This is a genomic window from Propionivibrio dicarboxylicus, from assembly GCF_900099695.1.
Lineage (GTDB): Bacteria > Pseudomonadota > Gammaproteobacteria > Burkholderiales > Rhodocyclaceae > Propionivibrio > Propionivibrio dicarboxylicus.
Genome location: NZ_FNCY01000018.1, coordinates 19,884 through 34,235, shown reverse-complemented (window position 1 = coordinate 34,235; position 14,352 = coordinate 19,884). Strand labels below are relative to the sequence as shown.

13 protein-coding genes are annotated in these 14,352 nt (G+C 65.6%); 8 read left to right on the top strand and 5 right to left on the bottom strand.

Annotation, left to right across the window (positions count from 1 at the left end; translation table 11 throughout):
- The first annotated feature begins 39 nt into the window (after positions 1-39).
- A complete protein-coding gene (locus BLR25_RS16960; RefSeq protein ID WP_091939280.1) occupies positions 40-534 on the top strand; it encodes a TRAP transporter small permease in 495 nt (164 codons plus the stop codon).
- Positions 525-1,883, top strand: a complete 1,359-nt coding sequence (locus tag BLR25_RS16955; RefSeq protein WP_091939278.1) for a TRAP transporter large permease — start codon at positions 525-527, stop codon at positions 1,881-1,883. The genes BLR25_RS16960 and BLR25_RS16955 overlap by 10 nt, the downstream gene beginning before the upstream one ends.
- Before the next feature lie 79 nt (positions 1,884-1,962).
- Here BLR25_RS16955 and BLR25_RS16950 read toward each other — a convergent pair whose 3' ends face one another.
- Positions 1,963-2,457 (bottom strand): hypothetical protein, encoded by a 495-nt coding sequence (locus BLR25_RS16950; RefSeq protein ID WP_143009901.1) that lies wholly within the window; start codon positions 2,455-2,457, stop codon positions 1,963-1,965.
- 35 nt (positions 2,458-2,492) lie between these two features.
- On the bottom strand, positions 2,493-3,350 hold the full coding sequence (locus tag BLR25_RS16945) for a DMT family transporter (protein WP_091939378.1): 858 nt from the start codon (positions 3,348-3,350) through the stop codon (positions 2,493-2,495).
- A gap of 227 nt (positions 3,351-3,577) precedes the next feature.
- Here BLR25_RS16945 and pta point away from each other — a divergent pair, with 227 nt between their 5' ends.
- Both pta and BLR25_RS16935 read left to right on the top strand, forming a co-directional pair.
- The gene (pta, locus tag BLR25_RS16940; RefSeq protein ID WP_091939274.1) at positions 3,578-5,635 is read left to right on the top strand and encodes a phosphate acetyltransferase; all 2,058 of its coding nucleotides are present in this window, start codon (positions 3,578-3,580) and stop codon (positions 5,633-5,635) included.
- Positions 5,636-5,696: 61 nt separating this feature from the next.
- On the top strand, positions 5,697-6,440 hold the full coding sequence (locus BLR25_RS16935; RefSeq protein ID WP_091939272.1) for a YdcF family protein: 744 nt from the start codon (positions 5,697-5,699) through the stop codon (positions 6,438-6,440).
- Between the two features lie 8 nt (positions 6,441-6,448).
- Here the strand turns inward: BLR25_RS16935 and thpR are convergent, their stop codons facing one another.
- From thpR to BLR25_RS16920, 3 genes are read right to left on the bottom strand one after another with little or no spacing between them, the layout of a single operon-like run.
- Positions 6,449-6,979: an RNA 2',3'-cyclic phosphodiesterase gene (gene thpR, locus BLR25_RS16930; RefSeq protein ID WP_091939269.1), complete on the bottom strand. Its 531-nt coding sequence runs from the start codon at positions 6,977-6,979 to the stop codon at positions 6,449-6,451.
- Positions 6,980-6,990: 11 nt separating this feature from the next.
- Positions 6,991-8,754 carry a gamma-glutamyltransferase gene (ggt, locus tag BLR25_RS16925; RefSeq protein WP_245715594.1) on the bottom strand — a complete coding sequence of 588 codons (1,764 nt, stop codon included), beginning with the start codon at positions 8,752-8,754 and terminating at the stop codon, positions 6,991-6,993.
- A 17-nt stretch (positions 8,755-8,771) separates the two neighbouring features.
- On the bottom strand, positions 8,772-10,511 hold the full coding sequence (locus BLR25_RS16920; protein WP_218122792.1) for a bifunctional metallophosphatase/5'-nucleotidase: 1,740 nt from the start codon (positions 10,509-10,511) through the stop codon (positions 8,772-8,774).
- A gap of 266 nt (positions 10,512-10,777) precedes the next feature.
- On the opposite strand from BLR25_RS16920, the gene BLR25_RS16915 reads away from it, so the two are divergent.
- Genes BLR25_RS16915 through BLR25_RS16900 form a run of 4 tightly spaced genes read left to right on the top strand, consistent with a single transcriptional unit; the run spans position 10,778 to position 14,351 of the window.
- Positions 10,778-11,278, top strand: coding sequence for a DUF3124 domain-containing protein (locus tag BLR25_RS16915; protein WP_091939267.1), 501 nt, complete (start codon positions 10,778-10,780; stop codon positions 11,276-11,278).
- Between the two features lie 17 nt (positions 11,279-11,295).
- A complete protein-coding gene (locus tag BLR25_RS16910; protein ID WP_091939265.1) occupies positions 11,296-12,453 on the top strand; it encodes an efflux RND transporter periplasmic adaptor subunit in 1,158 nt (385 codons plus the stop codon).
- A 9-nt stretch (positions 12,454-12,462) separates the two neighbouring features.
- On the top strand, positions 12,463-13,161 hold the full coding sequence (locus BLR25_RS16905) for an ABC transporter ATP-binding protein (protein ID WP_091939263.1): 699 nt from the start codon (positions 12,463-12,465) through the stop codon (positions 13,159-13,161).
- Positions 13,143-14,351, top strand: a complete 1,209-nt coding sequence (locus tag BLR25_RS16900) for an ABC transporter permease (RefSeq protein ID WP_091939261.1) — start codon at positions 13,143-13,145, stop codon at positions 14,349-14,351. Before BLR25_RS16905 ends, BLR25_RS16900 begins: the two co-directional genes overlap by 19 nt.
- Position 14,352 lies beyond the last annotated feature (1 nt).

The window sequence follows — 14,352 nt, the reverse complement described above, 5'->3', positions numbered from 1 at the left end:
CCTCAATCCTGGCTTCGGGCCTTTTTCTGGAAGATAGTAATGGAATGGTTAACTCAGATTAATTCCCGGCTCTCGCGCTGGGGAATGTACGTCGCCGTCGCCGGTCTGCTCGGCATCGTCGCCGTCGTCGTCGGCTCGGTCATCTGGCGCTACATCCTCAATGACGCGCCGGCCTGGTCAGAACAAGTCGCCCTGTTGCTCGTCATCAACGTCGCCATGTTCGGCGGGGCCGCCGGCGTCCGCGACGAAGGGCACATCGGCATGGAATCGCTCGTCGGCCTGGCGCCCAAAAACGTCCAGTTCTGGGTCGGCAACATCGTCGGTTTTTTCTCGATCGTCTTCGGCATTGCTCTGGCCTGGGGATGTTCGATGATGGCCATCTCGGTCTGGTCGAACGCCATCCCGACGCTCGGCATTTCCGAGGCATGGCGCTATATTCCCTGCGTCATTTCGGGCGTCCTGATCATCCTGTTCTCGATCGAACACCTGATCGCAATGTTTTCTGACAAGGAAGTGGTTCCATCATGGCACTGACCGTACTCTGCATCAGTTTCACGCTATTCCTTCTGCTCGGGGTGCCGGTCGCCTTCTCGATCGCCCTGAGTTGCCTGGCAACCTACTGGGTCGAAGGTTTCCCGTTGGAACTCGCGTTCCAGAACATGATTTCCGGGATGAATGTCTTCTCCTTCCTGGCCATCCCGTTCTTCGTCTTCTCCGGTGAATTGATGCTGCACGGCGGCATCGCCGACAAGATCGTCAACTTCGCCCGCAACCTTGTCGGTCACTGGCGCGGCGGTCTGGGCATGGCGAACGTGGTCGCCTGTACGCTGTTCGGCGGCGTCTCCGGCTCGCCGGTTGCCGACGTCTCGGCGATGGGCGGCGTCATGATCCCGATGATGAAGAAGGAAGGCTACAGCGCCGACTACGCCGTCAACGTCACGACGCACGCCTCGCTCTGCGGCGCCCTGATGCCGACCTCGCACAACATGATCATCTACGCCTTTGCGGCCTCGAGCACGGCTGGAATCCTCGCTGGGCCGAACATCCAGGTCAAGGGCGCCTCGATCGGCGAACTGATGTTCGCCGGCCTGATGCCGGTCATGGTGTTGATGGTCTGCATGCTCGCCGCTGCCTACTGGGTGGCAAAGAAGGAAGGCTATCCGCGTCGCGCCGACGGTTCCAGCACGCTCGACCCGTTCGCCGGCTGGAAAGCGGTGTTCACCTCCCTCATCGCTGCCATCCCGGGAATGTTCGTCGTCATCATCATTCTCAGCTGCATCATTTTCGGCATCACAACGGCCACCGAAGCGGCCGGCATCGCGGTGACCTACTCGCTGTTCCTGACCTTCGTCGGCTATCGCACGATGAACTGGGCCAAGCTGATGAAGGCCGCCGCCAAGGCTGCCAAGACGACCGGCGTCGTGTTGCTGCTGATCGGCGTGTCGACGATGTTCCAGTACATCATGGCCATCCTCGAGATCCCGGACAAGACGGCCGAAGCGCTGCTCTCGGCGACGAGCAATCCGTACATGATGTTCTTCCTGATCAACCTGATTCTCTTCCTGCTCGGCACCTTCATGGACATGGCCTCGACCATCCTGATCTGCACGCCGCTGTTCCTGCCGCTCGCGCTCAAGATGGGCATGGGTCCGGTGCAGTTCGGCATGGTCATGCTGCTCAACTGCGCACTCGGCCTCAACACGCCGCCGGTCGGCACGACGCAGTTCGTCGGCTGCGCCATCGGCGAGGTCTCGGTCGAACAGGTGATGAAGAGCATCCTGCCGTTCTATGGCGCGCTGTTCGCCGTGATGGCCGTCGTCACCTACTTCCCGTGGTTCTCGCTGTGGATTCCGACGCTGATCAAGGGCGCGCCGGTTTACTGACACGCACGCGTAATACTTTCTCTCTCTTGTGGCGGAACCTCCGGGTTCCGCCTTTTTTTTGCCGCGGCGCGGCAGCGGCTCACTTCACCTCGTATTCGAAATCAGCGGCCAGCGCACCTTCGACGAACACTTGCAGATGCCGTCGTCCCGGCGGTTCGCCGGGTCCGATTTCCCATTCGCCGATGATCCGCCCCTCCTGCGGCACCAACTGGCGTTGGCTTGCCTGGTTGCGCCGCTCCATCGGGATGACCAGCACGCCATTCGCCTCGCCACCTTGCACGGCGCTCGGCAACAGGTATTCCTCGCGCACACTGACGCTCCGCTGCCGGGTGTTGAGATCGATGATCCAGCCATAGCGCTGACCGACACGATGCGGCACGGTCAGCGTCGGCAAGAAGCGGATCTCATTGGCACGACTGGCATCGAAAACGCCGAACTCGGCGTCGACGATCTCAAGCGACGCCCCCCACGCCACGAACGGCTGACAGGTGAGCAAGACGACACCGGCACAGCGGGCGAGCACGCGCCGGCGCTCGGGTGAAAAACGCGGTAACAACGAGGAAAAGCAGACCATTCGAACATCCTTTCTCGCCGGGCGGCGACGAACGCTCAGCGTTGCCGCTGCAGCACCAGGCTGATCCCCGACACGACAATGACCAGCATCCCGACCAGGGAGAGCGAATCCGGATACTGGCCGAACACCGCCCACCCCAGCAGCGACACCCACACCAGCTGAAAATACATCATCGGCGACAAGGTCGACGCCGGCGAATCGCGAAATGCGCGGATAAAGAAAAAGTGCCCGACGCCGGCCAGGATACCGAGCGACAAGGCCAGCAGCGACAAGCCCCAGGTCGGCGGCATCGCAATCGGAAACATGCCCAGCACGGGCAGCATGACGATCGTGCCGACCAAGGCCGTATAGAACAACTGCCGCATGACCGGTTCGCTCGCCGACAGTTTGCGCGTCAGCACCTGATAAATCGAATAGCATAAAGCCGCGCACAGGGTCAGGGCGACGCCTTCGCCGACGAGCGCGCCGCCCGGACGCGCAACCAGCAGCGCACCGGAAAAGCCGGCGCCGATCGCGATCCAGGTGCGCAGCCGCAACTTCTCGCCGAGCATCGGTCCGGCCATCAGCGCGACGATCAGCGGCGTGACAAAGAAAAGCGAGGTGGTTTCCGCCAACGGCATGCGTTTGAAGGCCAGTTGCAGCAACAGGCTCGAGCAGACGAGCATCAGGGCGCGAAAGATCATTACCCAGGGACGCTGCGTCACGACAAGCTCCCAGCCGATCCGGGGGGCGACGACCGCCAGCATCGATACCAGGTGCACGACGAAGCGCAACCACAGCAATACGGGGACCGCGACATACGCTGACAGATACTTGATCGACGTGTCGATCACGGCAAACAACAGCAAGGCAGACAAGAACAGCAGAACGCCGTGAAGATGTCGGACATTCATGAAGACCATCGATCCCAGGAGAAACGCCGCAACGGCAGAAGGAAAACGCTATTGTCCCACAGACCGCCACGCCACTCGGCGAACGCCGCAGATTTAACACGTCTGAGTGCAACTTCAAACGCAAGAAATTATTCGTTCAGATATCACGAAAGTGCACTTTATAGCGGCGCGACGAAAGAGGATAATTACATGTTTTCGCACACATTGTTCCTCCGGGGAGAAAAAATATGACTCAACGCAAGACGCAAGCCTTCCTTGTCGCGCCGGTACATCAAGACGCCGGCCTTACCTCGGTCGCACTCGGCATCGTCTGCACGCTGCAACGACTGGGGGTCCAGGTCGGTTTCGCCAAGCCCGTCGGTCAGGAAGCGGAAGACAATTCCAGCGGATTCATCCGCCAGATCTTCAACATCGAAGCCCCCGATTCGATCCCGCTGAACACCGTCGCCGAACGCATTGCCTCGAATCAGAGCGCCGACGTCCTCGAAGACATCGTGGCGCTGTGCATGAACGCCAGCAAGGATGCCAACATCCTGGTCATCGAAGGTCTGCACGCCGATGCGACGCACACCTTCACGTCGCAACTCAACATCGACATCGCCAACAGTCTCAAGGCGGAAGTGATTCTCGTCGGCAACGGCGCGCAGCCGAAAGCCGTCGCCGACCTCAAGCTGAGCGCGCGGCAATTCGCCCGCGAAGGCTGCAAGGTCGCCGGCGCCGTCCTCAACATGGCGCCCGAAGAATTCGACAACCAGGCCGCCGCGCGCGACCTGGCGCCGATGAAGCTCTGGGGCGTCATCCACGAAACGCCGGAACTGCAGGCACCGCGCACCCTCGACGTCGCCCGCCACCTCAAGGCGACGATCGTCGCCGAGGGCGAAATCGCCACGCGTCGCGTCAGCAACGTCGTCGTCGCCGCCCGCTCCGCCACCCAGTTCATCCCGCACCTGCGTCCGGGCTCACTCATCATCACTTCCGGCGACCGCGATGACATTATCCTGACCACGTCGCTGGCCGTCAGCCGCGGCATGCCGATCGCCGGCATCCTGCTCACCCACTCGAGCACCATCGACCCGCAACTCATGGAACTCGTCGGGCCGGTACTTGAAACCGGCGTACCGATCCTGCGCACCGATTCGGACACCTTCCGCACCGCACGCCGCGTCATCGAAACCCCGGGCGCCGTCCCCGACGACGACATCGAGCGCATGAACGCCGTGCTCGAAACGGTCGCCGAACATCTCGACGCCGACGCCATCGCCGCATCGTTCCACATGCCCGAAACGACCAAGCTGTCGCCGCCGGCGTTCCGTTACCAGCTGATCCAGAAAGCCCGCAGCGCCGTCAAGCGCATCGTCCTGCCGGAAGGCGAGGAGCCGCGCACCGTGCGCGCCGCCGCGATCTGCGAGGAAAAGGGCATCGCCCGTTGCGTGTTGCTCGGCAAGCGTGCCGCGATCGAAGACGTCGCCGCGACGCAGGGCATTTCGCTGCCCGAATCGCTCGAAATCATCGATCCGGACGACATCCGCGCCAAGTATGTCGGCCCGATGGTCGAGTTGCGCAAGTCCAAGGGCCTGACGCCGGAGCAAGCTTCCGCGCAGCTTGAGGACACGGTCGTGCTCGGCACCATGATGCTCGCCGTCGGCGACGTCGACGGCCTCGTCTCGGGCGCCGTGCATACCACGGCCAGCACCGTGCGGCCCGCGCTACAGCTGATCAAGACGGCACCGGGTTCGTCGATCGTCTCGTCGGTCTTCTTCATGCTGATGCCCGAACAGGTCCTCGTCTACGGCGACTGCGCGATCAACCCGAACCCGAGCGCCGAAGAACTCGCCGAAATCGCCTGCCAGAGCTCGCAGAGCGCCGCCGCCTTCGGCATCCAGCCCAAGGTCGCGATGATCAGCTACAGCACCGGCACCTCGGGCGCCGGCAACGACGTCGAGAAGGTGCGCCAGGCGACCGAACTCGCCAAGACCACCGATCCGAGCCTCGTCATCGACGGGCCGCTGCAGTACGACGCCGCTTCGGTCGCCGAAGTCGGCAAGCAGAAGGCGCCTAAGAGCTTGGTCGCAGGCCAGGCGACGGTCTTCGTTTTCCCCGACCTCAACACCGGCAACACCACCTACAAGGCGGTCCAGCGCAGTGCTAACGTCATCTCGGTCGGCCCGATGCTGCAAGGCCTGCGCAAGCCGGTCAACGACCTCTCGCGCGGCGCTCTGGTTGATGACATCGTCTTCACCATCGCGCTGACGGCGATCCAGGCCCAGACCACGCCGGTGGCGTAATCGGCACGGGAGGACGGTTCGCCGTCCTCCCGAAACGTCTTGCTCCGGACGCCGACATTCCATGTTCCTGCTCAAGAAAATTCTGTCGGCACTGGCCGTCCCGCCATTCTCGCTAATCCTGCTGGCGCTCGCTGGCGTGCTGCTCTCCCGCCGTCACCCTCGCAGCGGTCGTTGGCTGGCCGGAGTCGCCCTCGCCGCCATGCTGCTGATGTCGATCCCGACGGTATCGATTCTGCTGATGCAGAGCCTCGCCCTGCCCCCCCCGATCACCACGGCGCAGCTCCGCGGCGTCCAGGCGATTGTCATCCTCGGCGGCGGCGTCGATGACGACGCGCCCGAATACGGCACCGACACGGTCGGCCGCGCGACGCTGCAGCGGCTGCGTTATGGCGCTTGGTTGCAAAAATCGAGCGGGCTGCCGATTCTCGTTAGCGGCGGATCGCCTTTCGGCAGCCGTCCCGAAGCCGAAGCCATGAAAGAGACGCTGGAACGCGAATTCGGCGCCAAGGTCCGCTGGGCTGAAGCGCACTCACGCGACACCGCCGAAAATGCCAACCTGTCGGCGGCCATGCTCTGGCCGGCGAAGATCACGCGCATTGCGCTGGTCAGTCACGCCTGGCACCTGCCGCGCGCCGTGCCTCTGTTCGAACGCCAGGGCCTCGAGGTCGTCGCAGCGCCGACCGCCTACGACACCTGGCCCCGCAGTTATGCCGAGCGAATCCTTCCGTCGGCCGAGGCCTTGCACCGCAGCAGCACCGCGCTGCGCGAATGGATCGGCATCGCCGTCCAGCGTCTGCGCAAGTAAAGGCGGCGTCAGCCGCGCGCCGGAAACTCGGCGACCCGACGATAGCCGGCACCGTCCGGCAACCTTTGCGACTCGACCAGGACAAAGCGCTCGCAACGCCAGACGCGAGGTACCAGGCTGGGCGTCGACACGGGGAAAGCCGAGGCCGGCACCGAGCGCAGCAAGGTCACATGCGGATTGAATGGCCGCGACTCCGCCTCGAAGCGCACATCCGCCTGTGCCAGCACCGCATGCAGTCCGGTCGCCAGCGCAGACAAGGCGTCAGGGGCCGCCCGACAGCCCGCCCACAGCACGCGGTTGTGCCGCCAGGCGCCGAGCCGGTCGAGAGGCAGGTCGAAGGGCGCGAAGGCGAGGGTGTTGGCGGCGGCAACGATATCGGCCAGGCGAACTTCCGGCTGCTCGCCAAGGAAAGCCAGCGTCATATGCACCGTCTCCGCCCGCGTCGGTCGGCCGCCGAAGCGCAGCGCGCAATCGCGGGCGACGCCGGCCAGCGACTCGGCACTTTCCGGTGACGGCCAGAGGGCGAAGAACAAACGCATTCGCCGCGCCCTCAATAGCCGAGTGCCGCCCCCGCCGGACGGCGCGGATCGGCGGCACCGTAGAGAAATCCGGCACGCAAGGCGCCGGATACGGCCGCGTCGTTACCCGAACTTGCAGTTCCCCGAGCGGCATCGGCCACCCCGCCGACGACGATGAGGCCGAGCGCGCCCCAGGGCGACTGTTCGAGCAGCGCATAGCCCCGCGCTTGCAGCGCCTCGCGCGTATCAGGCGACAGGCCGCGCGTTTCGTAATACACCGTATCCGGCAACCATTGGTGATGAATGCGCGGCGCATCGACGGCTTCCTGCGGCGCCATGCCGTGGTCGATGACGTTGAGCAGCGTCTGCAACACGATGCTGATGATGCGCGCCCCACCCGGCGATCCGAGCGCCATGAACAGCCGATCGTCGCGCGTCACCAGCGTCGGCGCCATCGACGACAAGGGTCGCTTGCCCGGCGCGATCGCGTTCGCCGCTCCCTGGACGAGTCCGTACAAGTTCGCCGTCCCCGGTGCGACAGTGAAATCGTCCATTTCGTTATTCAGGAAGAAGCCCGTCCCCGGCGCGATGACGGCGGCGCCGAAACGCCCGTTGATCGTCGTCGTCACCGCGGCGGCATTGCCGTCGGCATCGACGATCGAATAGTGGGTCGTTTCGCTTGACTCCTTCTGCAGGCGTGCCGGCGCCAGATCCGCCGAAGACCGCGCCCGCCCCGAAATGTTGGCGACAATGCTTTTCGCATAGTCGCGCGAGAGTAGATGCGGCAGCGGCACGTCGACGAAGTCCGGATCGCCGAGAAAGGTGTTGCGATCGAGAAAGGCCTGGCGCATCGCCTCGGTCATCACCGCCAGCGTCTGCGCCGACCCGGCGCCCATGCTTTTCAGATCGAAACCTTCCAGCACGTTGAGGCTCTCGCACAGCGTCGTCCCGCCCGAACTCGGCGGCGGCGCCGAATGGATGACAAAGCCTCGATACGCGCAGCGCACGGGCGCGCGTTCGGCGACCGCATAGGCGGCGAAATCGGCGGCACTGAGGATGCCGCCCTGACGCCTCGAGGCGCTTTCAACCGCCTGCGCGATACGTCCGCGATAAAACGCCGGCGGCCCGTGCCGGGCGATCGCCGTCAGCGTGCGGGCGAGATCGGTCTGTACCAGGCGGTCACCCGGCTGCAGCGGACTGCCGTCGGGACGCAGGAAAATACGCGCGGCCTCGGGGTCGCGGCGCAAGCGCGCCACCGTCGTATCGAGAATATCGGTATCGCCGCGCGTCAGCACGAAACCCTCGCGCGCCAGGCGGATCGCCGGCGCCATCACCGTCGCCCGCGACAAGCGTCCATAGCGACGCCACGCCGTGTCGAGACCAAGCACGCTGCCAGGCACGGCTGCGGCGCGATAGCCGTCAAGACTCGCGTTCCGGAGGACCTTGCCGTCGGCATCGAGATACATATCCGACGCGGCGGCCGCCGGCGCCTTTTCGCGGAAGTCGAGGAAAGTCGTGCGCCCGTCGGCCAGGCGCAGCGTCATGAACCCGCCACCGCCGAGATTACCGCAGCAGGGATGCACCACCGCCAGCGCATAGCCGACGGCGACGGCGGCGTCGATCGCATTGCCGCCCTGGCGCAGGATGTCGACGCCGACCGCCGACGCCAGTCGCTGCTCACTGACGACCATGCCGTGGCGCGCCTCGACCGCCGGCAAGGACGCCGACAAAGCGTTCGCAGCGCCAACAGCGAGGATGAGCGCGACGCCTGCATTCCGTAGTTTTCTCGCGATCACGACCGCTCCCGATTCGATCAGTTGCGACGGCCAATCCGGTCGAGCGCCGGCGCCTGCACCACGCCCTGCGCCCGGAAATACGCCATCAGCACATCCAGGTCACGCTCGCTTTCGGCCAGCGTCGCCGCTTCGCTGAAGACGCTGAAATTGTCGCCACCGTGCGCGAGGAAGGAATTGACCGTAACACGATAATTCACCGTCGGATCGATCGGCACGCCATGCAAGCGCATCGATCCGGGCACGACGCGCCGGCCTTGCCCCGGCGCCGCGCCGATCGGCTGCGCCGCATCCCAGGCATAGGTGAAACCGGCCGAGACCGCCAGCACGTTGCCACTCGGCGGCTGCGGCGACTCCCACTGCTGTTCGAGCACGCGGCGCAACTGCTCGCCAGTCATCGACAGGGTCGGCAGCGTATTGCCGAAGGGATGCACGGCGTACAACTGCCCGAAGCTGACATCGAGTCCGCGGACCGGATCACCGGACAACTCGGCACGAATGCCGCCGGGATTGACGAAAGCGATCTGCGCCGCCTGATCCGCCGGTACGCCGGCCTGTCCGCCGAACAGATACGCATCGGCCAGCACATTGCCGAGCGGCCGTTCGCCCGTCCGATTGGCGGCCCGCGACAAGGGCGCCGCCAGATGTCCGACGATCGCCTGGGCGCGTTCGGCGGTCAGCGCCGCGTAACGGCCGACCATCCCATCAACATCGTCGTCTTTCACCGCCCCCCGGTTCGCAGCCACGTGCGTCCGCGCCGACTTGGCGAGCACGCGGCCCGAACCCGGCTCGACGACGAGGTCGATCTTGGTCGCCATCCGTCCGTAATTGCCGGCCTGCGTCATCAGGCGCCCGTCGGGACGGGTACAGACGTACTCCTCGTGCGTATGCCCGGTCATCACCACCTGTACCGCCGGATCGAGGCGGTCGACGATGCGCAGGACCGCACCGGAGAAACCCGGACACGCCGTATCGTTGATCGCGCGCGCCGTCGTCTCGCCGCCCTGATGCAGCAGAGCGACGACAAAGGCAACCCGTTCGTCATGAAGCAGCGTCGGCACCAGCGCATTGATCGTCGCCACCTCGTCGGCGAAGTCCAGCCCCTCGACCAGCTTGCGCGGCATCGTCGCCGGCGTTTCCCTGAGCGTGACGCCGACAAAGCCGATGCGGACGCCGCCGATTTCGCGCACGGCATAGGCGGGAAGCAAGGGGCGTCCGCTCTGCCGGTCGATGACATTGGCACCGAGATAGGTGAATTTCGCGCCTTCGAAGCGCCCGTCTGTCATGCAGGTGTCGCGTCCGACCACGCCCTGGGTGCCGTCCGCCGAGACCGGATGACAACCACCGCGCTGCAGGCGGAACAACTCGTTGCGCCCTTTTTCGAATTCATGGTTGCCGACCGAGGAGACCGAGATGCCGATGCGGTTGAGTACCTCGATCGTCGGCTCGTCATGGAACAGGCTGGACACCAGCGGCGAGGCCCCGATAAGATCACCGGCGGCGACGACCAGCGTGTTGTCCGGATTCTCGGCACGCAAGCGCTTGATCAATGCGGCCAGATAGGCGGCGCCGCCGGCCGGCACCCGCTCGACCGCGTCCGTGCCATCACGAGCGACCGGTACGCTGCCATTGCCCGGCAGCAGTTGTCCGTGGAAATCGTTGAAGCCGACGAGGGAGACCGTCACCGTCGACGCCGGACGCGGCGCCCCCTCGTTCGCACAGCCGACGAGCAGGCTCAGCGCCCACAGCAGGCTCAGCACCACCCCACACCTTTTCCGCCACCACCGCATGTCATCCCTTTCCGCCGCCCGGAACAGCGTCCCGTTCGAGCGCATTATCCGCCAAGCGCGGCGAATGCGCGCACCCCGCCTGCGTATGCTTCCGGCAACCTCGGCACCTGCCCGCACCGACCACAACGCGCGCCGCAGCAGATCAATGCGCTACACTTGTCGACAGTGTTGCTTCTGTCCCGCCGCAACGACGTCCCGCCATCGCAACGGCCGGACACTCGCACAAGGAAACGCCCATGCCGTCCAGCGCTTACCGCTTCGTCCGCCATCTTGCTGCCGCCCTCGCCGCGCTGTCGCTCGTCAGCGCGGCGAATGCCCAGTCGCTGCCCTCGGTGATGAGCCAACTGCTCTACCTGCCGATCTACTCGCACATCTACCACGGCGACCTTGATGCGCAGGGCAAGCCGGTGCAAACACTGCTCTCGGCCCACGTCGCCATCCGCAACACCAACAGCGGCAAGCCGCTGACACTCCACTACGCGCGCTACTACGACACCGACGGCAAGCTGATCAAGGACTATGTGCCCAAGGCTGTGACCATCCCGCCGCTCGGCACGCACGAACTCTTCGTCCCGCGCAGCGATGTCACCGGCGGGTCGGGCGCCAATTTCCTGATCTCGTGGAGCGCCGATACCACCGTCAATCCGCCGCTGGTCGAGGCGTTGCACGCCGACATCCAGCCGGAGCGGACGCTGACCTTCATCACCTCGGCCCGCCCGATCCACCCCCGTAACTAATTCCCTCCGGACGTCCCATGTCACCGCTCGCCCGTCGCTCCCTGATCGCCCTGTCAGCCATCGCCGCCATCGCCGCCGCTATCGCCTGGTTCGGCCGCCCCCAGCCGATTGCCGTGCTGGTCAAGGAAATCGATCGCGGCAAAGTCGAAGCGAGCATCGCCAACACGCGCGCCGGCAGCGTCGAAGCCTGCCAACGCACCAAGCTGTCGACGATCATGGGCGGACGCATTGAAATTCTCGCCGTCAAGGAAGGCGACCGCGTCAAAAAGGGACAGCTGTTGATAAAACTCTGGAACGACGACCAACAGGCGCAGCGCGTACTCGCCGAAACCCAGGTCGCCACCGCCCGCCAGCGTGTCGCCGAAGCCTGCTTCCAGGCCGACAACGCCGAACGCGAAGCCACCCGCCAGACCTCGCTGCGGGAACGCGGTTTCGTCTCCACCTCGAAGGAGGAGTCGGCCCGCACCGAAGCGCAGGCCCGCCGCGCCAGCTGCGACGCCGCCAAAGCCGACGTCATCCAGTTCCAGGCGAAGGTCAATGCCACGCGCGTCGAGCAAGGGCGGACGGTGCTCTACGCGCCCTTCGACGGCACGATCGCCAAGATCGTCGGCGAAGTCGGCGAATACTCGACGCCCTCGCCCCCCGGCGTGCCGACCCCGCCGGCAATCGACCTGATCGATGACAGCTGCCTCTACGTCAAAGCGCCGATGGACGAAGTCGATGCGCCCAAGATCGTTGCCGGACAAGCGGTGCGCATCAGCCTCGATGCCCTGCCGAAAAAAAGTTTCCCGGGCAAGGTGAAGCGCGTCGCCCCCTACATCACCGCCGTCGAAAAGCAGGCGCGCACCGTCGACATCGAAGCCACCTTCGACGACCCCAGCGCGCCGGGCAAGCTGCTCGTCGGCTATAGCGCCGATGTCGAAGTCGTCCTCGACGCCCGGCCCGACGTCGTGCGCGTGCCGACCTCGGCGCTGCTCGAAGGCGGACGCGTCCTGATCGCCGGCAACCAGGGCAAGCTTGAAGACCGCGCCATCAAGACCGGACTCGCCAACTGGGAATATACCGAGGTCATCAGCGGCCTGACGGCCGGCGAACGCGTCGTCACCTCGCTCGAGCGCGTCGGCGTCAAGACGGGGGTCCCGTACGTCGTCGAAGCGACGCCCGCCGGCAAGTAGGCCCGTGTCATGGCGGCCCTGATAGAACTCTCGGGTATCGAGCGCGTCTTCCAGCTCGGCGACAGCGCGGTGCATGCCCTGACCCACCTCAATCTGACGGTCGACGCCGGTGAGTACGTCGCCGTCATGGGACCGTCGGGATCGGGCAAGTCGACGCTGCTCAATCTGCTCGGCTTGCTCGACCATCCGAACGCCGGCAGCTACCGCCTTGAAGGGCGCGACGTCACGACGCTGTCACCGGAGGAACAGGCACGCGTGCGCAGCCAGCGCATCGGTTTCGTCTTCCAGAGTTTTCACCTGGTGCCGCGCCTGACCGCCGCCGAAAACATCGCGCTGCCGATGACGCTGGCCGGCATTCCGCCGGACGAACGCCAGCGTCGCGTCACCCGTGCGCTCGCCGACTACGGCCTCGCCAACCGCGCCAGTCACCGCCCGAACGAACTTTCCGGCGGACAGCGGCAGCGCGTCGCCATCGCCCGCGCGACAATCATGCAGCCGGCGATGATTCTCGCCGACGAACCGACCGGCAACCTCGACCGGGCCACCGGCGAGGATGTCATGCGCCTGCTCGAGGAACTCAACGGTCAGGGCGTGACGCTGATCATCGTCACGCACGATCTGGTGCTCGGCGCCCGCGCGCGCCGCCAACTGCACATGGAAGACGGCAGCCTGCGCCGCGACGAACGCACATGCGCCTCCCCGACCTGATCGGCTTCGCGCGCGGTGCCGCCGCCGGCAATCCGCTGCGCACCGCGCTGCTGATCCTGGCGATGGCCATTGGCGTCGCCGCCGTCGTCGTGCTCACCGCGCTCGGCGACGGCGCCCGGCGCTATGTCGTCGGCGAGTTCTCGTCGCTCGGCACCAACCTCGTCATTGTCCTGCCCGGGCGCTCGCAGACCGGCGGTTTCAACCCCGGCAACGCCATCACCAACACGCCACGCGACCTCACCGTCGACGACGCCCAGGCCTTGCTGCGCGCCAGCGCTGTACGTCGTCTGGCGCCGCTGGCGGTCGGCACGTCCGAAATCAGCGTCGGCGGCAAGCTGCGCGAAGTCATGGTCGCCGGCACCACTGCCGAATTCATCGACGTGCGCCGCCTCGAACTCGCCCAGGGACGTTTTCTCGCCGCCGGCGACTGGCGGCGCGGCGCCAACGAAGTCGTCATCGGCGCCAAGGTGCGCGAGGAACTGTTCGCCGCCACGCCGGCGCTCGGTCAACTCGTCCGCGTCGGCGACCGGCGCTTCCGCGTCGTCGGCGTCATGGCAGCCACCGGCCAGGGGCTGGGCATGAACACCGATGAACTCGTCATCATTCCGGTATCGCTGGCCCAGGCCATGTTCAACAGCAATACGCTGTTCCGCATCCTCGTCGAAGCGCACAGCCGCGAGTCGATCGAACCCGCCAAGACGCAGGTCACCGACATCATCAAGCAGCGCCACGAAGGCGAAGAAGACGTCACCGTCATCACGCAGGACGCCGTCCTCGCCACCTTCGACAAACTGCTCGGCGCCCTCACCCTGGCGGTGGCCGGCATCGCCGCGATCAGCCTGGCGGTCGCCGGCATCCTGGTGATGAACGTGATGCTCGTCTCGGTCACCCAGCGCACTGCCGAGATCGGCCTGCTCAAGGCGCTCGGCGCCACCGCCGCGACAATCCGGACGGCCTTCATCGTCGAAGCGGCGATGCTCTCGATGACCGGCGCGCTAATCGGCTATCTGCTCGGCGAAGGCGGCGCGGCGCTGCTGCGCCAGCTGTACCCGACCTTCCCGGCCTACCCGCCCGACTGGGCGATCCTGGCCGGTCTCGGCACGGCGCTGGTCACCGGCATCCTGTTCGGCGTGTTGCCGGCGCGGCAGGCCGCCCGGCTCGACCCGGTCCTCGCCCTGGGCAGGCGCTGAC